Below are 19,547 nucleotides of genomic sequence, written 5' to 3' on the forward strand. Positions count from 1 at the left end.
AAGAGGACGCGGGACTATCGCCAGGTACAACACAGAGCGCTGAAGGACATGTGGGAAAGGGTCCCGGAGCCGGGACCCCCCGTCAATCCAGTCCCAACGCGTGAGACACGTCCGCGACCAGGTCCCGGGTGTCCTCGCAGCCCGCCGAGAAACGCACCAGACCTGGGGAAACGGGGTCGCCGAACTGGGCGCGCCGGTCCGCCGTGGAGTGCAGGCCGCCGAACGACGTCGCCGCCGAGACCACCCGAAGGCGTGACAGGAACTCGTCCACCGCCTCGGCCGACTCCAGCTCGAACGTGAGCACGCCGTTGAACCGCCGCATCTGCTGGGCCGCCACGAGGTACGCGGGGTCCTCCGGCGCACCCGGCCACCGCAGCCCCTCGACGCGGCCCTTCAGCAGCTCGTAGAGCGCGGCCGCGTTCTCCGCCTGCCGCGCGAGCCGCAGGTCGAGCGTCGCCAGGCCGCGCAACGCGAGCCACGTCTCGAACGGTCCGGGGATGGCGCCGTTCGACGTCCGCGCCGTCCGCACCTTCTCGGCCAGCTCGGCGGAGGCGACCGTCACGTGTCCGAAGAGGATGTCGCTGTGCCCGGACACCGCCTTGGAGTCCGACGCCACCACGACGTCCGCGCCCAGCTCCAGCGGCCGCTGGCCCAGCGGGGTCGCCGTCGTGTTGTCCACGGCCAGCAGCGCGCCCGCCGCGTGCGCCGCGGTGGCCAGCTCCGCGATGTCGCACACGTCGAGACCGGGGTTCGACGGCGTCTCCAGCAGGACGAGCCTGACGCCCTCGAACGAGGGGTACGGCCCGGCCGTGGGCACCTCGACGACGTTCATGTCCATTTCGGACACCACGCGCCGGGTGAGGAAGTAGCCGTCCGACGGCACCGCCAGGGTGTCCCCTGTGGACAGCACGGTGCGCAGCAACGTCATGATCGCGGCCATGCCGGACGGGAAGATGACGCACTCCCCGCCCTCCAGCGACCCGAGCGCGTTCTCCAGCGCCCGCCAGGTCGGGTTGCTGACGCGGCCGTAGAAGTCGTCGCCGCCGAGGTGGTACGCCGACGCGAACACCGGCTGCGCGCCGAACGGTTCGCCGGGGGAACCCTGCACCGCGTGCACGACGCGCGTGCCGTCACCGAAGGTCTCGTTCACTGGCGCTCGTGCTTCCTGTCTCGTCCCAGCAGTGCGGCACCGAGGTCACGCGCGCTGAGCCCGTCGTGGCACACCATGTGCACGCCCTCGGTGATCGGCATGTCGACGCCGTTCGCGCGCGCCAGCTCCCGGATCGACGAGCACGACTTCACGCCCTCGGCGACCTGTCCGTGCGCGGCCTCCTGCGCCTGTTCCAGCGTCTCGCCCCGGCCGAGCCGCTCGCCGAAGGTCCGGTTGCGCGACAACGGCGACGCGCAGGTCGCCACCAGGTCGCCCAGCCCGGCCAGCCCGGCGAACGTGAGCGGGTCCGCGCCCAGCGCCGCGCCGAGCCGCGCGGTCTCGGCCAGGCCGCGGGTGATGATCGACGCCATCGTGTTGTCGCCGTACCCGAGCCCGGCCGCCATGCCGCACGCCAGCGCGATGACGTTCTTGCACGCCCCGCCCAGCTCGCAGCCGATCACGTCGGTGTTGGTGTACGGGCGGAAGTAGCTGTTCGAGCACGCGTGCTGCAGGTCGACCGCGCGGTCGTGGTCGGAGCACGCGATGACGGTCGCGGTCGGCTGCCCGACGGCGATCTCCTTGGCCAGGTTCGGCCCGGACACGACGGCGACCTGCGCCGGGTCGACGACGGCGACCTCGCTGATCACCTCGCTCATCCGCTTCAGCGTGCCGAGCTCCACGCCCTTCGACAGCGACACCAGCGTCGCGTCCGGGGGCAGCAGCTCCCTCCACGCCGACAGGTTCACCCGCAGCGTCTGCGACGGCACGGCCAGCACCACCGCGTCGGCGCCGTCGAGCGCCTTGGCCGGGTCGGCGGTGGCCGCGAGGTTCGCGGGCAGCGAGATGCCGGGCAGGTAGTCGGCGTTCACGCGGGTCTCGGTGATCGCGTCGGCCACCTGCTGCCGCCGTGCCCACAGCACGACCTCGGGGCCGGAGTCCGCGACGACCTTCGCGAACGTCGTGCCCCACGAACCGGCGCCGAGCACCGCAACGCGTTCGATCGCCATGTGCTCAGGCCTTCCTCGGTCCGTAGAACCCGTCCGGCGCCTGCTGCTCGCGGATCTGCGCGAGGTGGTCCTTGACGCCGGTCATCAGCAGGTCGGTGACCTCCCGCAGCAACGGGAGCGTCTCCTCCTTGCCGCGGTAGGCGGACAGGTCCACCGGCTCGCCGACGAGGTGGGTGATCGTCTTGCGCGGGAACGGCCGGAACTTCTTGAGGTAGTGGTTGTAGAGGTCGAGCGTGCCCCAGCGGGCGACCGGGATGACCGGGCCGTCGTGCTGCAGCGCGAGCCGCGCCACGCCGGTGCGGGAGTTCGCGGGCCAGCCGTCGGGGTCCTTGGTGATCGTGCCCTCCGGGTAGATCACCACCAGCTGACCGGACTCCAGCGCCTCGTGCGCCGCGCGCAGGCTCTGCTGGGCGTCGGAGGAGCCCCGGTAGACCGGGATCTGCTTCGCGCCCTTCAGGATCGAGCCCATGACCGGGACGTTCCACAGGCTGTGCTTGGCGAGGAAGTGCGGCACCCGCCGGCAACGGTGCACGAACACGGCGTCGTAGCACGGGTCGAGGTGCGAGATGTGGTTCATCACGAGCAGAGCCGCACCTTCGCGCGGGATGCGCTCCCCGTGCAGGATCCGGTGCCTGCCCAGCACGAACGACATCGGGTAGACGATCGCCGCGGCGACGCCGACCCAGAAGCCGCCCTTCTCGCGTTTGGCCACGTGGCCTCTCCTCACCTGCGTAGATCTGCGCCCATGAGCACATTAGTCGCCGAATCGTGGACTATGACGAGGTGCGGGATGAAGTCGACCTGGTGGTTCCGGTCAAGACGCTGGACAGGGCCAAGACCAGGCTGAGCAGTGCGACCGGCGGCGATCCGGTGTCGCACGCGGCGCTGGCGCTCGCGCTCGCGCTGGACACGGTGAGCGCCGCGCTGAGCACCCCCGGCGTGCGGCGGGTGGTGACGATCACATCCGACCCGGCGGTGGCCGCGGAGATGGCGGCGCTGGGCGTCGAGTCGCTGGCGGAACCGGCGGAGCCCGGTCTCAACGAGGCGCTGCTGCACGGTGCGGCGACGCTGCGGTCGGAGCGGATCGGCGCGCTGCAGGCCGACCTGCCCGCGTTGAGACCGGACGAGCTCCAGGCCGCCCTGGTCGCCGCCCGCGGGCGCCGCGCGTTCGTGCCGGACCGCCAGGGCACCGGCACCACGTTGCTGCTCGCGGCCCCCGGCGGTGAGCTCGACCCGCACTTCGGCGTGGGGTCGGCCGGGCTGCACGCGCGGTCGGGCGCGCACGCGCTGATCGGCCCGTGGCCGTCGCTGCGCTGCGACGTGGACACGGAGGAGGACCTGCGGCTCGCGCAGGCCATCGGCCTCGGCCGGCACACCGCGACCGCGTTGCCCGCCTGGACAACCTGATCAGGTCACACGCGTCCTCGGAGGTGATCGTCGACCTTGGGGACCCATGCGAACTCTCATCGGACTGGCGGTGCTCACGGCCGTCGCCGGCTGCGCCACCGCCCTGCACGTGGAGCGGCCACCCGGCTACACCGCACCGAACAAGCTGGTGTCGTGCCGCGCCGACCTGCCGGGTGACTGGAAGGAACAGCTGTCCCGCACCAGGACCGAGGCGGGCTCGCACGAACAGGTCAGCGTCGTCGCCGCGAACGGTGCCGCCGACACGACACTCGTGCAGACGACGCGCAACCGCACGACCGAGCTCGTATTGCGCGACCACGGCAGACGCCAGCAGGTCATGGCGGTGCAGGACGGCGCACAGCTCTTCGGCGTCGAGTTCGACGGCCGCTGGGTCACGTTCGCGACCACACCGGACCCCGGCAGCCACGACGTGACCGTCCACGCCTGGGACGCGCGGGAGGACGGCGCCCCGGTGCGCGTCAGCGGCAGCGGCGTCCCCGTGCTCCACAACGGCAAAGCCGCCTGGTCCGACAGCGGTGAGGTCCACCTGTTCGACCTGGCGAAGAAGAGGGACACCGTCGTCGGCGAGGGCAAGGCGCCCGCGTTCTTCGGCGACCTGCTCGTGTGGACGCACGAGGGGAAGTTCCGCGCGGCCGGGACGGACCGCGGTGCGGCCGCGGTGCCCGAACCGCTGACACGGGCGACTCCGGGTGAGCACGTGGCGTCGGACGGGCGCACGCTGGCGTGGACGCAGGACGACACGTTGTTCGCGTGGCGCGCCGGCTGGCCGCAGCCGCGCAGGCTCGCCGAGATCGAAAGCGTGCCGAAGACCGAGGGCATCGTGTTCCCACGGGTCAGCGGGGACTTCGTGTCGTGGCGCTCCGAGTCGTCGTACGTCACGGACATCCGCAGCGGCGCGACCATGCACACGACCGAGGACGACTACTGGCTGGAGGTCCACGGCGGTGCGCTGACCCAGCGCGGCCGGAACGTGACCGCCTCCGCTCCCCTGTCCTCTCTTTCGGCCTTGCGGGCCTGTTGAAACCGTGACGAACGCCACGAATAAGTTACTCCGAGCAACGTAACGGCAAACCCCGGCACCTTTACATCCGTATCCCCTGACGTGCCCCTGATGACGACGCACCCCCGGCGTCGTGTTCCCCGACGTGTTATCCGAGGTGTTCTGACTTGAAGTCGTTGACGCACGCCGACTACCTGGCGTTGCGCCGCTTTCCCGCGCTGGACGGCCTGCGCGCCCTGGCCGCCGTGCTGGTCGTGTTCTTCCACTACGGCGGCCCCGACTGGTTGCAGGGCTGGGCCGGCGTCCAGATGTTCTTCGTGCTCAGCGGTTTCCTCATCACCACGCTGATGCTGCGCGAGGAACGCAGAACAGGCCGGATCTCGCTCAAGGAGTTCTACCTGCGCCGGGCGTTCCGGATCATGCCTGTGTACCTGGTGGTGCTGCTCGTGGCCGCCGTCAGCTCGGCGTTCTACGGCACGTTCACGAGCAACGGGATCGGCCCGTCGCTCAAGTACTTCCTCACCTTCACCAACGAGTTCGCCGGCACCAGCCCGTACGGCCAGTCGTGGTCGCTGGGCATCGAGCAGAAGTTCTACCTGGTCTGGCCGTTGGTGGCGATCGCGCTGGGCACGGTCGTGCTCCGGCGCAGGGCCGGTGCCGCGCTGCTGGGCATGCTGCTCGCGCTCGTGGCCGTCAACTTCACGGTGGGGCACAGCAACCCCGGCTGGCCGCTGCACTACTTCTCGATCCTGACCGGTGTGCTGCTCGCCGTCGCACTGCACAGCCCGATCGGGTTCGCCGTGCTGCGACCGCTGACCAACCGCGTGGCGCAGCTGGTCGTCGCGGCCGGGTTCGCCGGTGTCCACCTGAGCGTGAAGCCGATCGCCGCGTTCCTCGACGGGTTCAACGGCATTCCCGGTCACGTGCTGGTGATCCCGGTCTACGCGGTGGCGACCGCGGTCCTGCTCACCGCGCTGGTCGCGCCGGGACCGGTCACGAGCTTCCTGTCCACGAAGCCGATGCAGTTCGTGGGCAAGCGGTCGTACTCGCTCTACCTCGTGCAGACGGTCGCGGCGACGGTCATCTGGTTCTTCTGGCCCGCGCTGACCGGTCTCGGGCAGTCCGCGGCGGTCACGGCGCTGGGCCTCGCGCTGGCGAGCGTCCTGTACCGGGCGGTCGAGATCCCGATGATCGGTCTCGGCCGCCGGGTGATCGCCCGCCAGCGCGTCGGCGACGCCACCGTGCCCGCCCAGCAGGGACCTCAGCAGGGCGCGCCGCAGGCCCCCGCACCGCAGTCGGCGGAGTCTTCGCGGCTCGCGGCCATCGGGCAGGCCCAGCCGTAGAACGGGTTCGGGGCGAGCGGCACGGGTTCCCGGTCGCTCTCCCTGGCCAGCTCCCTCGCGTGGTGCTCGGTGAGCGTCACGTTCGTCCCGCTCGCCTGCGCGTCGTAGGCGCCCTGCTCCAGCTGAAGGATCTCGACGCCGCGCGAGAGGTCCGCGACGAACACGCTGCCGCGGTGCCAGTACGGCGCCCACGACGTCGCGGTGTCCGGCCGCCAGTAGCCGACCTGGATGGGCTTGGCCGGGTTGGAGATGTCCAGGAACCTGGTGCCCTGGTTGTACCAGGAGTACGCCACGATCCGCTGCCGCACGTCGAAGTAGTGCGCGGAGCACGTGACGTCACCGGGGATCGTGCCCTCCTGGTCGTCCGGGCTCCAGATGCCGACGGTCTTCATCTCCTTGGGCTGCTCGCCCCAGCCCTCACCGCCGTACGTTCCCTGCAACGAGGAGATGACGAACCGGCCCTCGGTCTTGCAGGTGGGCGAACCGAACGCCTCCTCGGTGTGCAGCAGCAGCGAGCCGGGCGGGTGCTCGCGCGTGGGCCGCGGCCCGTCGCCGAGCGTGCGGCCGACCGGGCGGAACGAGTTGTGCGTGAACGAGGTCGGCATGTCGGCCTTCGGCACGGCACCGCCCGCGTACGGGACCGGGTCCCACGCCGTCGCCTCGCGGTACCCGCCGCTCACCGGGTCGCGGTGCCGGCCCCTCGTCCAGTAGCCGCGGGTGCCGTCGTCGCCGGCCACCCACGCGATGCCCTGCGCGTCGACCTGGACGTCGTGGGTGATCTTCCCCTCGCCCGCTTTGCCGCGGACGTCGACCGAGACCGGCAGCTCCTTGGGGTTGCGCGGGTCGCGGATGTCGGTGACGAAGATCCGGCCGGTCTTCGCGTCCGACCGGTCGAGCCCCGCCGTCCACAGGAACTCGCAGTCGTTGACGCAGGTGGACGTGTGACCGGTGTTCTGCCGGTGGAAGCTGAGGACCTTGAGGTCGGCCGGGTCCACAGCGGACACGATGTAGTTGCCGGTCGGCCGGTCACCCGGCAGGGCGCGCCCGAACGAGTTCACCTCCCGCGCCAGGAACGCGAGCTTGCGCACCGGGTCGACGTTGATGTCCTCGTTCTCCCAGAAGCGCTTCGCCGGGTCGTCGCCCGGCAGCGCCAGCTCCTCCCTGGTCAGGTGGTCCAGCAGCTTCGGCTGGTCGAGGTCGGTGACGTCGAACGTCTTCAGCCCGGTCTCCATGCTGACGAACGCGACGTCGCGCGGTCCGTACCGGGCGAACGCGATCGAGATGGCACGTTCGGTGCCGGGCAGGGATGCCTTCAGGCGGACGTTCTTCGCCGCCGCCTGCAACCGGGGTTTGTCCACCTTCGGGGTGTGCGGCTCGGCTTCCGCCGCCGATGCCAGGCCCGCCGTGGTGAAGGCCAGCAGGGTCGCCGCCGTGATCGTGGCTAAAACCTTCATGCGTCCGACCCTGGCAGCGCGCCGGTTCAGCCGGTCAGGTCCGAACGTCTATCGTTCTGCTCCGTGCAGGCGACTGTGTCCACGTTTAACAGTGACGGTTCCGCTGTCGTGCTGCGCGATGACGGCGTCCTGCTCGACGTGAGTGCCGCGGCGGTGACCGCGGGTGGCTGGCGGATGCTGCGTCCTGGCCAGCGGGTGACCCTCGAACGTAGTGCCGACGGCGTTGTGACCGCCGTGCTACCGGCTGTTCTGTGACGAGGAGTTCACCGGCCGGACGTTCTCGCCAGGGGCGCACGCGGCGATAGTGCGGAACAATGCGGGGCGTGAGCACGGAGAACACTGACGGCAAGCCGACACCTCCCCGACGCCGGTCTCCGCGGGCCAAGGCGGAGACCCCGCCCGCCGAGACCCCGCGCAGGCAGCCGCGTGCGGCGACCAGGCGGGCGTCCAACCCGCCGCGGCGCAAGACCCAGCCGACGCAGCCGGTGGCCACGCCGGTGCGCGGTGTGCCCTCCGCCCCACCCGCGGTGACGTCGAGCGCGCTGCCGACCGATCTGCCGGACGACCGCTACTTCAACCGGGAACTGTCCTGGTTGGACTTCAACTCGCGGGTGCTCGCGCTGGCCGAGGACTCCTCGCAGCCGCTGCTGGAGCGCGCGAAGTTCCTCGCGATCTTCGCCTCGAACCTCGACGAGTTCTACATGGTCAGGGTCGCCGGGCTGAAGCGCCGTGCGGAGACCGGTCTCACGGTGCGCAGCGCGGACGGGCTCACGCCGCTCGAACAGCTCGTGGCGATCTCCAAGCGCTCGCAGGAACTCGTGGAGCAGCACGCCCGCACGTTCCTCGAACACATCCGGCCCGGTCTGGAAGAGCACCGGATCAGCATCGTGACGTGGGGCGACCTCACCGACTACGACCGGCTGCGGCTCTCCAACTACTTCAGCGAACAGGTCTTCCCGGTGCTCACGCCGCTGGCCGTCGACCCCGCGCACCCGTTCCCGTACATCTCCGGGCTGTCGCTGAACCTCGCGGTGACCGTGCGCGACCCCGAGGGCGGCGGCGAGCGGTTCGCCCGCGTGAAGGTGCCGGACAACGTGCCGCGGCTGGTCAGGGTCGAGGCGGACCGGTCCTCGTCGTCGGCGACGTTCCTGCCGCTGGAGGAGCTGATCGCGGCGCACCTGGGCGAGCTGTTCGCCGGCATGCAGGTCATCGAGTGCCACGCGTTCCGGGTGACCCGCAACGCCGACCTGGAGGTCGAGGAGGACCGCGACGAGGACCTGTTGCAGGCGCTCGAACGCGAGCTCGCCCGCCGCCGCTTCGGTCCGCCGGTGCGCCTCGAGGTGGCCGACGACATGACCGAGCACATGCTCGAACTGTTGCTGCGGGAGATGGAGGTCGACCCGCACGACGTCGTGACCGTGCCTGGATTGCTCGATTTGTCGTGCCTGTGGCAGCTCTACGGCATCGACCGCAAGACGTTGAAGGACCCGGCGTTCGTGCCGGCGACGCACCCGGCGTTCGGGGAGCGCGAGACGCCCAAGAGCGTGTTCGCGACGCTGCGCGAGGGTGACGTGCTCGTGCACCACCCGTACGACTCGTTCTCCACGTCCGTGCAGCGCTTCATCGAGCAGGCCGCGGCCGACCCGCACGTGCTCGCCATCAAGCAGACGCTGTACCGCACCTCCGGCGACTCGCCCATCGTGGACGCGCTGATCGACGCGGCGGAGGCGGGCAAGCAGGTCGTGGCGCTCGTGGAGATCAAGGCGCGCTTCGACGAGCAGGCGAACATCAAGTGGGCGCGCACGCTGGAGAAGGCGGGCGTGCACGTGGTCTACGGCCTGGTGGGCCTGAAGACGCACTGCAAGACCTCGCTGGTGGTGCGCCAGGAGGGGTCGACGATCCGCCGCTACTGCCACATCGGCACCGGCAACTACAACCCGAAGACCGCGCGGTTGTACGAGGACGTCGGCATCCTCACCGCCGAGCCGACGATCGGCGCGGACCTCACCGACCTGTTCAACGTCCTGACGGGCTACGCGCGCCAGGACGAGTACCGCTCGCTGCTGGTCGCCCCCTACGGCGTGCGCAAGGGCATCGTGGAGCGGATCAACCGGGAGATCGAGCACGCGCAGGCAGGGCGGCCCTCCGGTGTGCGCATCAAGGTGAACTCGCTCGTGGACGAGCAGGTCATCGACGCGCTGTACCGCGCGTCGCAGGCCGGTGTGCCGGTCGACGTGGTGGTGCGCGGCATCTGCGGGCTGAAGCCCGGCATCAAGGGACTGTCCGACAACATCAACGTGCGCTCGATCCTCGGCCGGTTCCTGGAGCACTCGCGGGTCTTCCAGTTCGTCGGCTGCGACGAGTTCTGGATCGGCAGCGCGGACATGATGCACCGCAACCTGGACCGCCGCGTCGAGGTCGCCGTGCGCGTCACGGACCCGCGGCTGACCGCGCAGCTGCTGGACATGTTCGTCTCCGCGCTCGACCCGCACACGCGCTGCTGGGTCCTGCGCAGCGACGGTGAATGGGAACCGTCGCCCTCGGACGGCACGTCCGTGCGCGACCACCAGATGGAACTGCTGCACAGGCACGGAGCTCTTGGGTGATCAAAGCAGCTGGAGCGGTGCTCTGGCGGGCCGCCGACGGTGACGTCGAGGTCGCGCTGGTGCACCGCCGCCGTTATGACGACTGGTCGTTGCCCAAGGGAAAGCTCGACCGCGGGGAAACGATTCCGCAATGCGCCGTGCGGGAGATCGCCGAGGAGACCGGGTACGCGTGCGTGCTCGGCCGGCATTTGCGGCAGGTTTCCTACGACGTGCGGGGTGTGCCGAAAACCGTCGACTACTACGCGGCCGAGGCGGTGTCGGGTTCTTTCGCCGTGAACGACGAGGTCGACGAGCTGCGGTGGCTGCGGGTCGACGAGGCGTCCGCGTTGCTGACCTATCCCCCGGACCGGGCCGTGCTGGCCGAGTTCGCGCGGCTGCCCGCGGACCTGTCGCTGGTGCTGCTGGTGCGGCACGCGAAGGCGGGCAAGCGGTCCGAGTGGGAGGGCGACGACGACCTCAGGCCGCTCTCAGACGCCGGCTGGCGGCAGGCCACGGCCCTGCGGACGTTGCTGCCGCTGTGGGCGCCCACGCGCGTGTACACGGCCCCTCGGGTGCGGTGCGCGGACACCGTGCGGGGTGTGGCCGAGGACCTGGCCGTGGAGGTGGAAGAGGAGCCGCGGCTGTCCGAGGAGGGCTACTGGCCCGACCCCGAGGCGGGTCTCGTGCGGCTGCTGGAGATCGCGGCCGACGAGGGCAGGGCCGTGGTCTCGTCGCAGGGCGGGGTGATCCCGGCGCTGGTGCAGACGCTGGCCGAGCTGGGCGGCCTGCGGCTGCGGGAGGTGCCCTGCAAGAAGGGCAGCGTGTGGGTGCTCGCCTTCACCCGCCCGTTCGGCTCCTGGTCTACTTCGGACGCGCCTTCTGGCTGGCCAACGCTGGTGTCGGCGCATTACCTGGCCTCGGCGCTGCCCCGTCCCTGAGAAGTGCCGGACGCCGGTTTCCCGCCGTCGTCTCCTCGCCCGACGAAAGTTCGCCTGTGGCAACTGAGTGGGCCGAGGGGGCGGCGGTTTCGCTTGTGCGGTGACCCGTTCGGGAGGGCCGAGCGTTATTTGTATTGGCGCGGCGGAGATTGGCGGCGCACCTCACGCCGTGAGTTCACGGCCGCCGCACGACTGGCCAGAAGCGAGCTCGCCGCCCGCCCGCGGAGTCGTGAACGGAGAAACACGAAGGCCCCGGTGTGCGCACACCGGGGCCTTCCGCGTGTTGACCGAAGTGACGCAGCCTCCTTCGAGAGGAGGCCCGTCTCACTTCTTCTTGGCAGCCGTCTTGCGAGCAGCCGGCTTGGCCGCAGCCGTCGTCGACTTGGCGGCGGGCTTCGCCGCAGCCGTCGTCGCCTTCGCGGCGGGGGCCTTCTTGGCCGTCGTGGCCTTCGCAGCCGTCGTCTTCGTGGCGGCGGCCTTGGTGGCGGTCGCCTTCGCTGGCGCCTTGGCTGCGGCAGCGGGCTTCGCTGCAGCGGCCGCGGTGGTGGTGCGACGGGTCGCGGGCGCCTTGGTGGCGGCCGCGGCCGTGCGGGTGCGCGTCGAGGTCGTCGCGCGGGTCGTCGTCGCCCGAGTGGCCGGAGCCTTGGCAGCCGCGGGCTTCGCGGCGGCGGCAGCAGCAGCGGGCTTCGCGGCCGGCTTGGCCGCAACGGCCTTCGGCAGCTTCTTCGCACCGCTGATGACGTCCTTGAACGTCGAGCCGGGGCGGAACGCGGGCACGTTGGTCTTCTTGACCTTCACGGTCTCGCCGGTGCGCGGGTTGCGCGCAGTGCGAGCCGCACGGGCACGCTTCTCGAAGACGCCGAAGCCCGTGATGTTGACCTTCTCGCCCTTGTTGACGCTACGAACGATCACATCGACGATGCCGTCAACAGCAGCACCCGCGGTCTTCTTGTCTCCGAGGCGCTCGGCGAGCGCCTCGATGAGCTGGGCCTTGTTCACTTCCAGTCCCTCCCAGGACGCTCACGGCCCTAGCGTCGGGCCGACTAGAACGCAACGGTAAGCCCAAATCGCAAGAAATACCAATCGCCACGCCAAAATTTTCGTTGTGGCGTGGCTAATTGCGCCCCTTCGAGGGACAGGAGGCGCCGGATTCGCCCCTCTCAAGGGGAGAATCCGGCCCCCTCTCAGACGGCTTCCACCGGATCCGTTGTGGGCAACCAAGTCTGGCGATTGCCCTCGAATCCGCTGATCTCGGCCTCGTGGCGCAGCGTCAAAGCGATGTCGTCGAGGCCTTCCAGCAGGCGCCAGCGGGTGTAGTCGTCGATCTCGAACGGCGCCACCAAGTCCTTGGCGCGGACGGTCTTGTCGGTGAGGTCCACGGTGACCGGCGTGCCGGGTTCGGACTCCAGCAGCTTCCACAGCAGCTCGACATCGGACTGGGCGCACTGGGCGGCGACGAGGCCCTGCTTGCCCGCGTTGCCCCGGAAGATGTCGGCGAACCGGGACGAGATGACCACGCGGAAGCCGTAGTCCATCAACGCCCAGACGGCGTGCTCGCGGGAGGAGCCGGTGCCGAAGTCGGGTCCGGCCACGAGCACGCTGCCGGCCTTGAACGGCTCCTGGTTGAGGATGAAGTGCTCGTCACCGCGCCAGGCGGCGAACAGCCCGTCCTCGAACCCGCTGCGGGTCACGCGCTTGAGGTAGACGGCCGGGATGATCTGGTCGGTGTCCACGTTGGACCTGCGCAGCGGCACACCGACACCGGTGTGGGTCGTGAAGGCGTCCATGGTCAGTTCTCCAGGTCTGCGGGGGCGGACAGGGTGCCGCGCACGGCCGTCGCGGCGGCGACGAGCGGCGACACGAGGTGGGTCCTGCCGCCCTTGCCCTGCCTGCCCTCGAAGTTGCGGTTCGAGGTCGACGCGCTGCGCTCACCGGGCGCGAGCTGATCCGGGTTCATGCCAAGGCACATCGAGCAGCCGGCCTGCCGCCACTCCGCGCCCGCGTCCAGGAACACCTTGTGCAGGCCCTCCTGCTCGGCCTGCTGGCGCACCCGCATCGAGCCGGGAACGACCAGCATCCGCACCCCGGAGGCGACCTGCTTGCCCTTCAACACGTCCGCGGCGGCCCGCAGGTCCTCGATGCGGCCGTTCGTGCACGAGCCGAGGAACACCGTGTCCACGCGGATGTCGCGCAACGGCATGCCGGGCTCCAGCCCCATGTACGTCAGCGCCTTCTCGGCGGCCACGCGCTCGTTCTCGTCCGCGATGGCCTCCGGGTCGGGCACCGTCGCGCCGAGCGGCAGGCCCTGGCCGGGGTTCGTGCCCCACGTGACGAACGGGGTGAGCTCGTCCGCGTCGATGGTGACCTCGGCGTCGAACTGCGCGTCGTCGTCCGTGCGCAGCGTCCGCCAGTACTCGACGGCCGCGTCCCAGTCCGCGCCGGACGGTGCGTGCGGCCGGCCCTTGAGGTAGTCGAACGTCGTGTCGTCCGGCGCGATCATGCCGGCGCGGGCACCCGCCTCGATCGACATGTTGCAGACGGTCATGCGCGCTTCCATCGACAGCGCCTCGATGGCGGCACCGCGGTACTCCAGGACGTAGCCTTGGCCGCCGCCGGTCCCGATCTTCGCGATGACGGCGAGGATGATGTCCTTCGCCGTGACGCCCGGCTTGGGCGCGCCGTCGACGTTGATCGCCATCGTCTTGAACGGGCGCAGGGGCAACGTCTGCGTCGCCATCACGTGCTCGACCTCGGACGTGCCGATGCCGAACGCCAGCGCGCCGAACGCACCATGGGTGGACGTGTGGCTGTCACCGCACACCACGGTCATGCCGGGCTGCGTGAGGCCGAGCTGCGGCCCGACCACGTGCACGATGCCCTGCTCCAGGTCGCCCATCGGGTGCAGCCGCACGCCGAACTCCGCGCAGTTGCGGCGAAGCGTCTCGACCTGCGTGCGCGACACGGGGTCCGCGATCGGCTTGTCGATGTCGACGGTCGGGACGTTGTGGTCCTCGGTGGCGATCGTGAGGTCGGGCCTGCGCAGCCTGCGCTCGGCCAGGCGCAGCCCGTCGAACGCCTGGGGGCTGGTTACTTCGTGCAGCAGGTGGAGGTCGATGTAGAGCAGGTCCGGCTCCGCACCACTGCCGTGGCGCACAACGTGTGCCTCCCACACCTTCTCCGCGAGCGTGCGGCTCATCGCGACATCTCCCACAGTATGGACGCGCCGACAGATCTGGACTTCTCACTGTCTGGGAAGTTAGTATCGGCTTGTGGGACAGCATAGCGGGATCGGCGTGCTGGACAAGGCAGTGGCCGTGTTGAACGCCGTGGCAAAAGATCCGTGCGGGCTGGCCGAGTTGTGCAATCGCACCGGCCTTCCGCGAGCAACCGCGCACCGCCTGGCCGTGGGCCTGGAGGTGCACCGCCTGCTGCGCAGGGGTTCCGACGGCCGCTGGCGCCCCGGCGCCGCGCTGGCGGAGCTGGCGGGTGGGGCGACGGACCCGTTGCTCGACGCGGCCTCGTCGGTTCTTCCGCGGTTGCGCGACATCACCGGCGAAAGCGTGCAGCTGTACCGCCGCGACGGCATGCAACGCGTCTGCGTCTCCTCCGCGGAGCCTCCATCGGGCCTGCGCGACACGGTGCCGATCGGCGCCCGCCTCCCGATGACGGCAGGCTCCGGCGCGAAGGTCTTGGCGGCCTGGTCCGACCCCGGCACGCAACGGGCGGTCTTGGCCGACGCCGTCTACGGCGAACGCACCCTCCTGGAGGTCCGCCGCCGAGGCTGGGCGCAAAGCGTCGCGGAGAGAGAACCCGGCGTCGCCTCAGTCTCAGCCCCGGTAAGGGACTCCTCCGGCGCCGTGGTGGCAGCAGTCTCCGTCTCAGGCCCCATCGACCGCATGGGCCGCCGCCCCGGCGCCCGCTGGGCAGCAGACCTCCTGGCCGCCGCCGAGGCCCTACAAAGCCGCCTCTAACCCTTCTCCCGACAACAGCCCCGCCGCCTCTCAGGCCGCGGGGCTGTCGCACACCCAAGCCCCGCAACCGAGACCCACACCACATTCTTCCGCCCGTCATGAATAACTCGCCATGGGGCGATGAGCGCAGCGAATCCGCCCTCCACCGGCGAGGCGATGAGCGTTAGCGATTCCGCTCCCATTCGGCGAGCGCAGCGAAGCCCCCAGCATTTCTTCCCGGGTCACCTACCGGGGGTCCGGGGGCGAAGCCCTCCGGCTGGGGGTCTGGGGGCTCGGCCCCCAGAGGACAATGCGAAAGAGGCCTGTCAGCGCTTTCCGCTGACAGACCTCTTCCACCTCTGTAGCCCCGAAGGGATTCGAACCCTCGCTACCGCCTTGAGAGGGCGGCGTCCTAGGCCGCTAGACGACGGGGCCCTAGAACTTCTTGCCTGGAGGAACCTTATCAGATCGCTCTGCCGGTTCCAAATCCGGGCTATTCAGTTCGTTTCTCACTGTGCCGAGAATCTCTGTCGGGAGCTTATCACTCTCGCTTTTGCTTCTCTGCAGCTGGGGTACCAGGACTCGAACCTAGACTAACTGAACCAGAATCAGTCGTGCTGCCAATTACACCATACCCCATTGGCTTTCACGATCATCTTCGGTTCTCGCGGGGAGTTCCGAAGGCCCTCGTTGCTGCCGGGAGAAATACTAGACCACGTCCCCACCAGAAGTGAAATCGGCCCCCGCCTACGAGCAAACGCGCAGGTGGGAGCCGGTCTCGGGGGTGGATCAGGCGGTGGCGGCGGACAGCTCGCAGACGAGGAGCTCCGGCAGTTCCGCGAGCGTCGTGATGGAGGACAGGCCCGCGGGCAGGGTGCCGCCGGTGGGGCCGGTGCGGTTGATCCAGACGCCGTGCATTCCAGCGTCGCGGGCGCCGATGGCGTCGGCGTGCAGGCGGTCGCCGACGTGCACCGTGTCGCCGGGCGGGACGCCCAGGGACAGGCAGGCCGTGTGGAAGATCACGCGGTCGGGCTTGGCGCAGCCGACCTCGCCGGCGATCAGCACCGCGTCGAAGTACTGGGAGAGGCCGAGCTGGGCGATCTTCACGCGCTGGTGGCGTCCAGAGGCGTTGCTGATCGCGGCGATCGGCAGGCCGGTGGCGCGCAGCCAGTCGAGCATGGGGATGACGTCCGGGAACAGGCACCAGCCGGCGGAGAGGACCTCCTGGCGGGCGACCTCGCGGCGGGTGGCCTCCCCGATGGACAGCTCCTCGCCGAGTGCGGAGAAGAAGGCCTGCGTGCGGATGTTGCGCATCTGCTCGTAGTCGAGCTCGCCCGCGAGCTGGCGGGAGACGTGGTCGTCGGTGATGCGCTGCCACAACGACCAGGCGTCGGCGTTACCGACCATCGAGGCCAACGCGGCGCGCGAAGAGGTGCTGTAGTCGACGAGTGTGTCGTCGACGTCCAGGCACACAGCGCGGATCTCGCCGGTTCTCTTACGCGTGAATGTCGGGGCCGCAGTCGTCACCCCGGAAGGTTAGGTGCGTGGACCCCTCGTCCGATTCGGCTAACGAGGTGATTCCTGTGGGTCCTTGCACGATCAAGCGGACCTTGAGGCCCCGAACGAACCAGTGAGACTCGTCCAGGCGCGAAAGGCAATCCCCCGGTCGAGTGTTGTTCCGCTACCCCTCGGTCCACTTGGGAGCCCCCGTTCCGGCGGCGCGACACCATAGCCCGCCCACCGAGGCTTCGCACCAGCCGCAACCGTTTCGGGGCCTGGGGTTCCAGACCGTCCACAGTGGACCAAAGCACCGCGTCACCACCCGAGCGAGTTGCGCCACACGGCAGCCGCTTGACGCACTCCGCGATCGAGAGCATGCTGAGTTTATTCAACACCGGTTGAAAAGAGGGATCGCAATGGAGAGGACCACCTGCCTCGTCGTCGGAGGCGGACCCGCGGGCATGGTGCTGGGGTTGCTGCTGGCGCGCGGCGGTGTCGAGGTGACGGTGCTGGAGAAGCACTCGGACTTCCTGCGGGACTTCCGCGGTGACACCGTGCACGCCTCGACGCTGACGCTGCTGGACGAGCTGGGACTGGGGCCCGCGTTCGAGCAGGTGCCGCACCAGCTGGTCGACAAGATCGAGGCGCTGCTGGACGGCGGCCGCATGGCCACGGTCGCCGACCTCGGCCGGCTGCCCGGTGCCCACAAGCACATCGCGATGGTGCCGCAGTGGGACTTCCTGGACCTGCTGGCGGACGCGGGCAAGCTGGAGCCCTCGTTCCACCTGCGGATGAACACCGAGGTCACCGGCATCACCAGGAACGGCGGCAGGGTCACCGGCGTGACCTACCGCGACCGGGTCGACGGGCACGAGGGCGAGATCGCCGCGGACCTGGTCGTCGCCGCCGACGGGCGGGCCTCGATCCTGCGCGCCGCGGTGGAGCTGCCGGTCTACCGGTTCGGCGCGCCGATGGACGTGTGGTGGTTCCGGCTGCCGCGCAAGGCGAGCGACCCGGTCCAGGGCGGCGCGGGCCGGTTCAGCACGGGCAGCGGGCTCGTGCTGATTCCACGCGGTGAGTACTTCCAGTGCGCCTTCCTGATCCGCAAGGGCACCGACCGGAAGGTGCGCGCGGAGGGCGTGGAGAAGTTCCGCGACCGCGTCGTCACGCTCGTCCCGTGGCTCGCCGACCGGGTGGGGCAGCTCACCACGCTCGACGACGTGAAGCTGCTCGACGTGAAGCTGGACCGGTTGCGGCGCTGGCACGTCGACGGTCTGCTGTGCATCGGTGACGCCGCGCACGCGATGTCACCGGTCGGCGGCGTGGGCATCAACCTCGCCGTCCAGGACGCGGTCGCGGCGGCGAGGCTGCTCGCGAAGCCGTTGCGGCAGGGCACGGTCACGGGCGCCACGCTGGCGAAGGTGCGCAACCGCAGGCTGTTCCCGACGGTGGTGATCCAGACGGTGCAGCGCGCCATCCACCGGCTGTTCCTCGGCCGCAAGCTCAACAGCACCGAGACGGTGTCGAGCACCGGCACGCCGTTCCTGCTGAAGGTCGCGCAGCGGTTCCCGTTCCTGCAGGCGGTACCGGCCTACGTGATCGCCATCGGGCCACGCCCCGAGCACGCTCCCGGGTTCGCGCGCCGCGCACCGCAGGCCATCACCAGGTCGTAGCGGGCCCTAGGTCGTGACGACGGTCTCGGACGACTCCCCGAGCACCATCGCCACGGCGTGGGCGCGGTCACGGGCGCCCAGCTTGCGCAGGATCGCCTTCACGTGGGTCTTCACGGTGTCGTTGCTGATGAAGAGCCGCTGGGCGATCCGGGCGTTGTCCATGCCCTTGGCCATCTCGGCCAGCACGTCGAACTCCCGCGCCGACAGCCGGCCGAGCGCGGCGGGCGGGGGCATCCGCGCCGGTAAGCGGGCCAGTGACCCCACCCGTGCGTCGATCGTGGCGGGAGCACCGCGCACGGCCGCCGTGATCAGCGGCAGCAACTCGGCCACGGGTGAGGTCTTCAGCAGGTAGGCGACGGCACCGGCGTCGAGCGCGGCGCGGGCCCAGCTCGGACTGTCCGCATTGGACAGGACGACGACGCGGGCGTTCGGCCGGTACTGCGCCGTGTCCCGCACGGTGCGCAGCGGACCGGCGCCCGGCACGTCGAAGTCCGTGACGACCAGGTCCACCTGCACGCTGCGCAGACAGCGCGCGGCATCAGCCACGGTGTGGGCGATACCCACGACGCGGAAGCAATGCGTGCGGTGCAGCGAGATCCGCAGCCCCTCGGTGATGAGCTGCGAACCGTCGACCAGCAGCACACGGGTGGACGCCGGGTCCGTCATGACACCGGGAAGTTACTAGCGAGTACCCCGGTGCGTAACCTACCGGCCGCCGGATTGCTCCGTACGGCTACCTATTTGCCACCGGATTGGTGAGCGTGCCAAGGCCGTCCACAGTCACGGAGACCGTCTGTCCGGCCGTCAGCGGGCCGACACCGGCGGGCGTGCCGGTGAGGATCACGTCGCCGGGCAGCAGCGTCATGACCGCGGAGACGTACTCGATGAGCGACGGGATGTCGTGCACCATCAAGGAAGTACGTCCGTCTTGCTTGACCTCGCCGTCGACCTCGGTGACGACGCGGACGTCCGAGGGGTCGAACTCGGTCTCGATGAAGGGACCCATCGGGCAAAACGTGTCAAAACCCTTGGCGCGCGTGAACTGCACGTCCTTCTTCTGCAGGTCGCGTGCCGTGACGTCGTTGGCGATGGTGTAGCCCATCACGACGCTCGCCGCCTTGGCCTTCGGCACGTCCCGGCACGGCTGGCCGATGATGACCGCGAGCTCGCCCTCGAAGTCGACGCGCTCGGAGACGGCCGGGATCTTGATCTCCACGTTCGGCCCGACCACCGAGGTGTTGGGCTTGAAGAAGATCAACGGCTCCGCGGGCACCTCGTTGCCGAGCTCGGCCGCGTGGTCGGCGTAGTTCCGCCCCACCCCGATGATCTTGGTGGGGAGGATCGGCGCGAGCAGTCTGACGTCGGCCAACGGCCACTTGCGGCCGGTGAACGTGGGCGTGCCGAAGGGGTGTTCGGCGATTTCCGCGGCTTCGTCGCCGTGAACGGCGACGAAGGCCACGCCTGCGGGATGAGCGATCCTGGCAATGCGCACACCGCTAGTTTACGAGCAACCGCCCGT

Annotated in this window: 18 protein-coding genes and 2 tRNA genes; 8 read left to right on the forward strand and 12 right to left on the reverse strand. The window is 69.9% G+C overall.

All coding sequences use genetic code 11. The features are described 5' to 3' along the window. Positions 1-82: 82 nt before the first annotated feature. From ADL03_RS29980 to ADL03_RS29990, 3 genes are read right to left on the reverse strand one after another with little or no spacing between them, the layout of a single operon-like run. Positions 83-1,150 (reverse strand): cystathionine gamma-lyase, encoded by a 1,068-nt coding sequence (locus tag ADL03_RS29980; RefSeq protein ID WP_053736933.1) that lies wholly within the window; start codon positions 1,148-1,150, stop codon positions 83-85. Then, the gene (locus ADL03_RS29985) at positions 1,147-2,151 is read right to left on the reverse strand and encodes an NAD(P)H-dependent glycerol-3-phosphate dehydrogenase (RefSeq protein ID WP_197288766.1); all 1,005 of its coding nucleotides are present in this window, start codon (positions 2,149-2,151) and stop codon (positions 1,147-1,149) included. The genes ADL03_RS29980 and ADL03_RS29985 overlap by 4 nt, the downstream gene beginning before the upstream one ends. Positions 2,152-2,161: 10 nt before the next feature. Next, positions 2,162-2,869 (reverse strand): 1-acyl-sn-glycerol-3-phosphate acyltransferase, encoded by a 708-nt coding sequence (locus ADL03_RS29990; RefSeq protein WP_053736935.1) that lies wholly within the window; start codon positions 2,867-2,869, stop codon positions 2,162-2,164. 71 nt (positions 2,870-2,940) lie between these two features. Between ADL03_RS29990 and cofC the strand changes: the two genes are divergently transcribed. From cofC to ADL03_RS30005, 3 genes are all read left to right on the forward strand, one after another. Beyond that, complete coding sequence (cofC, locus tag ADL03_RS29995; protein WP_053736985.1) at positions 2,941-3,564, forward strand: 2-phospho-L-lactate guanylyltransferase; 624 nt, start codon at positions 2,941-2,943, stop codon at positions 3,562-3,564. Between the two features lie 46 nt (positions 3,565-3,610). Next, complete coding sequence (locus ADL03_RS30000; RefSeq protein WP_053736936.1) at positions 3,611-4,606, forward strand: hypothetical protein; 996 nt, start codon at positions 3,611-3,613, stop codon at positions 4,604-4,606. 146 nt (positions 4,607-4,752) lie between these two features. Next, complete coding sequence (locus ADL03_RS30005) at positions 4,753-5,928, forward strand: acyltransferase (RefSeq protein ID WP_053736937.1); 1,176 nt, start codon at positions 4,753-4,755, stop codon at positions 5,926-5,928. Here the strand turns inward: ADL03_RS30005 and ADL03_RS30010 are convergent. Further along, positions 5,847-7,382 carry a hypothetical protein gene (locus ADL03_RS30010; RefSeq protein WP_053736938.1) on the reverse strand — a complete coding sequence of 512 codons (1,536 nt, stop codon included), beginning with the start codon at positions 7,380-7,382 and terminating at the stop codon, positions 5,847-5,849. The two genes, ADL03_RS30005 and ADL03_RS30010, sit on opposite strands and share 82 nt — an antisense overlap. Before the next feature lie 108 nt (positions 7,383-7,490). On the opposite strand from ADL03_RS30010, the gene ADL03_RS45945 reads away from it, so the two are divergent. The 3 genes from ADL03_RS45945 to ADL03_RS30020 all read left to right on the forward strand — a co-directional run bounded on the left by ADL03_RS45945 (position 7,491) and on the right by ADL03_RS30020 (position 10,905). Further along, entirely contained in the window at positions 7,491-7,637 is a 147-nt protein-coding gene (locus tag ADL03_RS45945; protein ID WP_231642429.1) for a hypothetical protein, read from the forward strand. Between the two features lie 242 nt (positions 7,638-7,879). Next, entirely contained in the window at positions 7,880-9,988 is a 2,109-nt protein-coding gene (locus ADL03_RS30015; RefSeq protein ID WP_231642460.1) for an RNA degradosome polyphosphate kinase, read from the forward strand. Further along, the gene (locus ADL03_RS30020; protein ID WP_231642431.1) at positions 9,985-10,905 is read left to right on the forward strand and encodes an NUDIX hydrolase; all 921 of its coding nucleotides are present in this window, start codon (positions 9,985-9,987) and stop codon (positions 10,903-10,905) included. The genes ADL03_RS30015 and ADL03_RS30020 overlap by 4 nt, the downstream gene beginning before the upstream one ends. A gap of 324 nt (positions 10,906-11,229) precedes the next feature. Here the strand turns inward: ADL03_RS30020 and ADL03_RS30025 are convergent, their stop codons facing one another. The 3 genes from ADL03_RS30025 to leuC form a co-directional block, all read right to left on the reverse strand. Then, entirely contained in the window at positions 11,230-11,904 is a 675-nt protein-coding gene (locus ADL03_RS30025) for an HU family DNA-binding protein (protein WP_053736941.1), read from the reverse strand. A 185-nt stretch (positions 11,905-12,089) separates the two neighbouring features. Beyond that, positions 12,090-12,692, reverse strand: coding sequence for a 3-isopropylmalate dehydratase small subunit (gene leuD, locus ADL03_RS30030; protein ID WP_053736942.1), 603 nt, complete (start codon positions 12,690-12,692; stop codon positions 12,090-12,092). Positions 12,693-12,694: 2 nt separating this feature from the next. Then, positions 12,695-14,101, reverse strand: a complete 1,407-nt coding sequence (gene leuC, locus ADL03_RS30035; RefSeq protein WP_053736943.1) for a 3-isopropylmalate dehydratase large subunit — start codon at positions 14,099-14,101, stop codon at positions 12,695-12,697. Positions 14,102-14,174: 73 nt separating this feature from the next. Between leuC and ADL03_RS30040 the strand changes: the two genes are divergently transcribed. Beyond that, a complete protein-coding gene (locus tag ADL03_RS30040) occupies positions 14,175-14,876 on the forward strand; it encodes an IclR family transcriptional regulator (protein ID WP_053736944.1) in 702 nt (233 codons plus the stop codon). A 341-nt stretch (positions 14,877-15,217) separates the two neighbouring features. Here ADL03_RS30040 and ADL03_RS30045 read toward each other — a convergent pair. From ADL03_RS30045 to ADL03_RS30055, 3 genes are all read right to left on the reverse strand, one after another. Further along, a tRNA-Glu gene (locus tag ADL03_RS30045) sits at positions 15,218-15,290 on the reverse strand. A 132-nt stretch (positions 15,291-15,422) separates the two neighbouring features. After that, positions 15,423-15,494 (reverse strand) — tRNA-Gln (locus ADL03_RS30050). Positions 15,495-15,644: 150 nt separating this feature from the next. Further along, positions 15,645-16,382 carry an HAD family hydrolase gene (locus ADL03_RS30055; protein WP_197288750.1) on the reverse strand — a complete coding sequence of 246 codons (738 nt, stop codon included), beginning with the start codon at positions 16,380-16,382 and terminating at the stop codon, positions 15,645-15,647. A 389-nt stretch (positions 16,383-16,771) separates the two neighbouring features. Here ADL03_RS30055 and ADL03_RS30060 point away from each other — a divergent pair, with 389 nt between their 5' ends. Next, on the forward strand, positions 16,772-18,028 hold the full coding sequence (locus ADL03_RS30060) for an FAD-dependent oxidoreductase (protein ID WP_053736946.1): 1,257 nt from the start codon (positions 16,772-16,774) through the stop codon (positions 18,026-18,028). Positions 18,029-18,034: 6 nt separating this feature from the next. On the opposite strand, the gene ADL03_RS30065 is transcribed toward ADL03_RS30060, so the two are convergent. Further along, positions 18,035-18,694, reverse strand: a complete 660-nt coding sequence (locus tag ADL03_RS30065) for a response regulator transcription factor (RefSeq protein WP_053736947.1) — start codon at positions 18,692-18,694, stop codon at positions 18,035-18,037. Positions 18,695-18,761: 67 nt separating this feature from the next. Further along, complete coding sequence (locus ADL03_RS30070; RefSeq protein WP_053736948.1) at positions 18,762-19,520, reverse strand: fumarylacetoacetate hydrolase family protein; 759 nt, start codon at positions 19,518-19,520, stop codon at positions 18,762-18,764. Positions 19,521-19,547: the final 27 nt, after the last annotated feature.

It is taken from the genome of Nocardia sp. NRRL S-836, from assembly GCF_001279525.1.
In the GTDB taxonomy this organism is placed as follows: domain Bacteria; phylum Actinomycetota; class Actinomycetes; order Mycobacteriales; family Pseudonocardiaceae; genus Lentzea.

Bases quoted from the DNA above. Each gene is read 5' to 3' on its own strand.
- ADL03_RS30000 (WP_053736936.1), top strand. From the start codon at position 3,611: ATGCGAACTCTCATCGGACTGGCGGTGCTCACGGCCGTCGCCGGCTGC.
- ADL03_RS30010 (WP_053736938.1), bottom strand. From the start codon at position 7,382: ATGAAGGTTTTAGCCACGATCACGGCGGCGACCCTGCTGGCCTTCACC.
- leuD (WP_053736942.1), bottom strand. From the start codon at position 12,692: ATGGACGCCTTCACGACCCACACCGGTGTCGGTGTGCCGCTGCGCAGG.
- leuC (WP_053736943.1), bottom strand. From the start codon at position 14,101: ATGAGCCGCACGCTCGCGGAGAAGGTGTGGGAGGCACACGTTGTGCGC.
- ADL03_RS30060 (WP_053736946.1), top strand. From the start codon at position 16,772: ATGGAGAGGACCACCTGCCTCGTCGTCGGAGGCGGACCCGCGGGCATG.
- ADL03_RS30065 (WP_053736947.1), bottom strand. From the start codon at position 18,694: ATGACGGACCCGGCGTCCACCCGTGTGCTGCTGGTCGACGGTTCGCAG.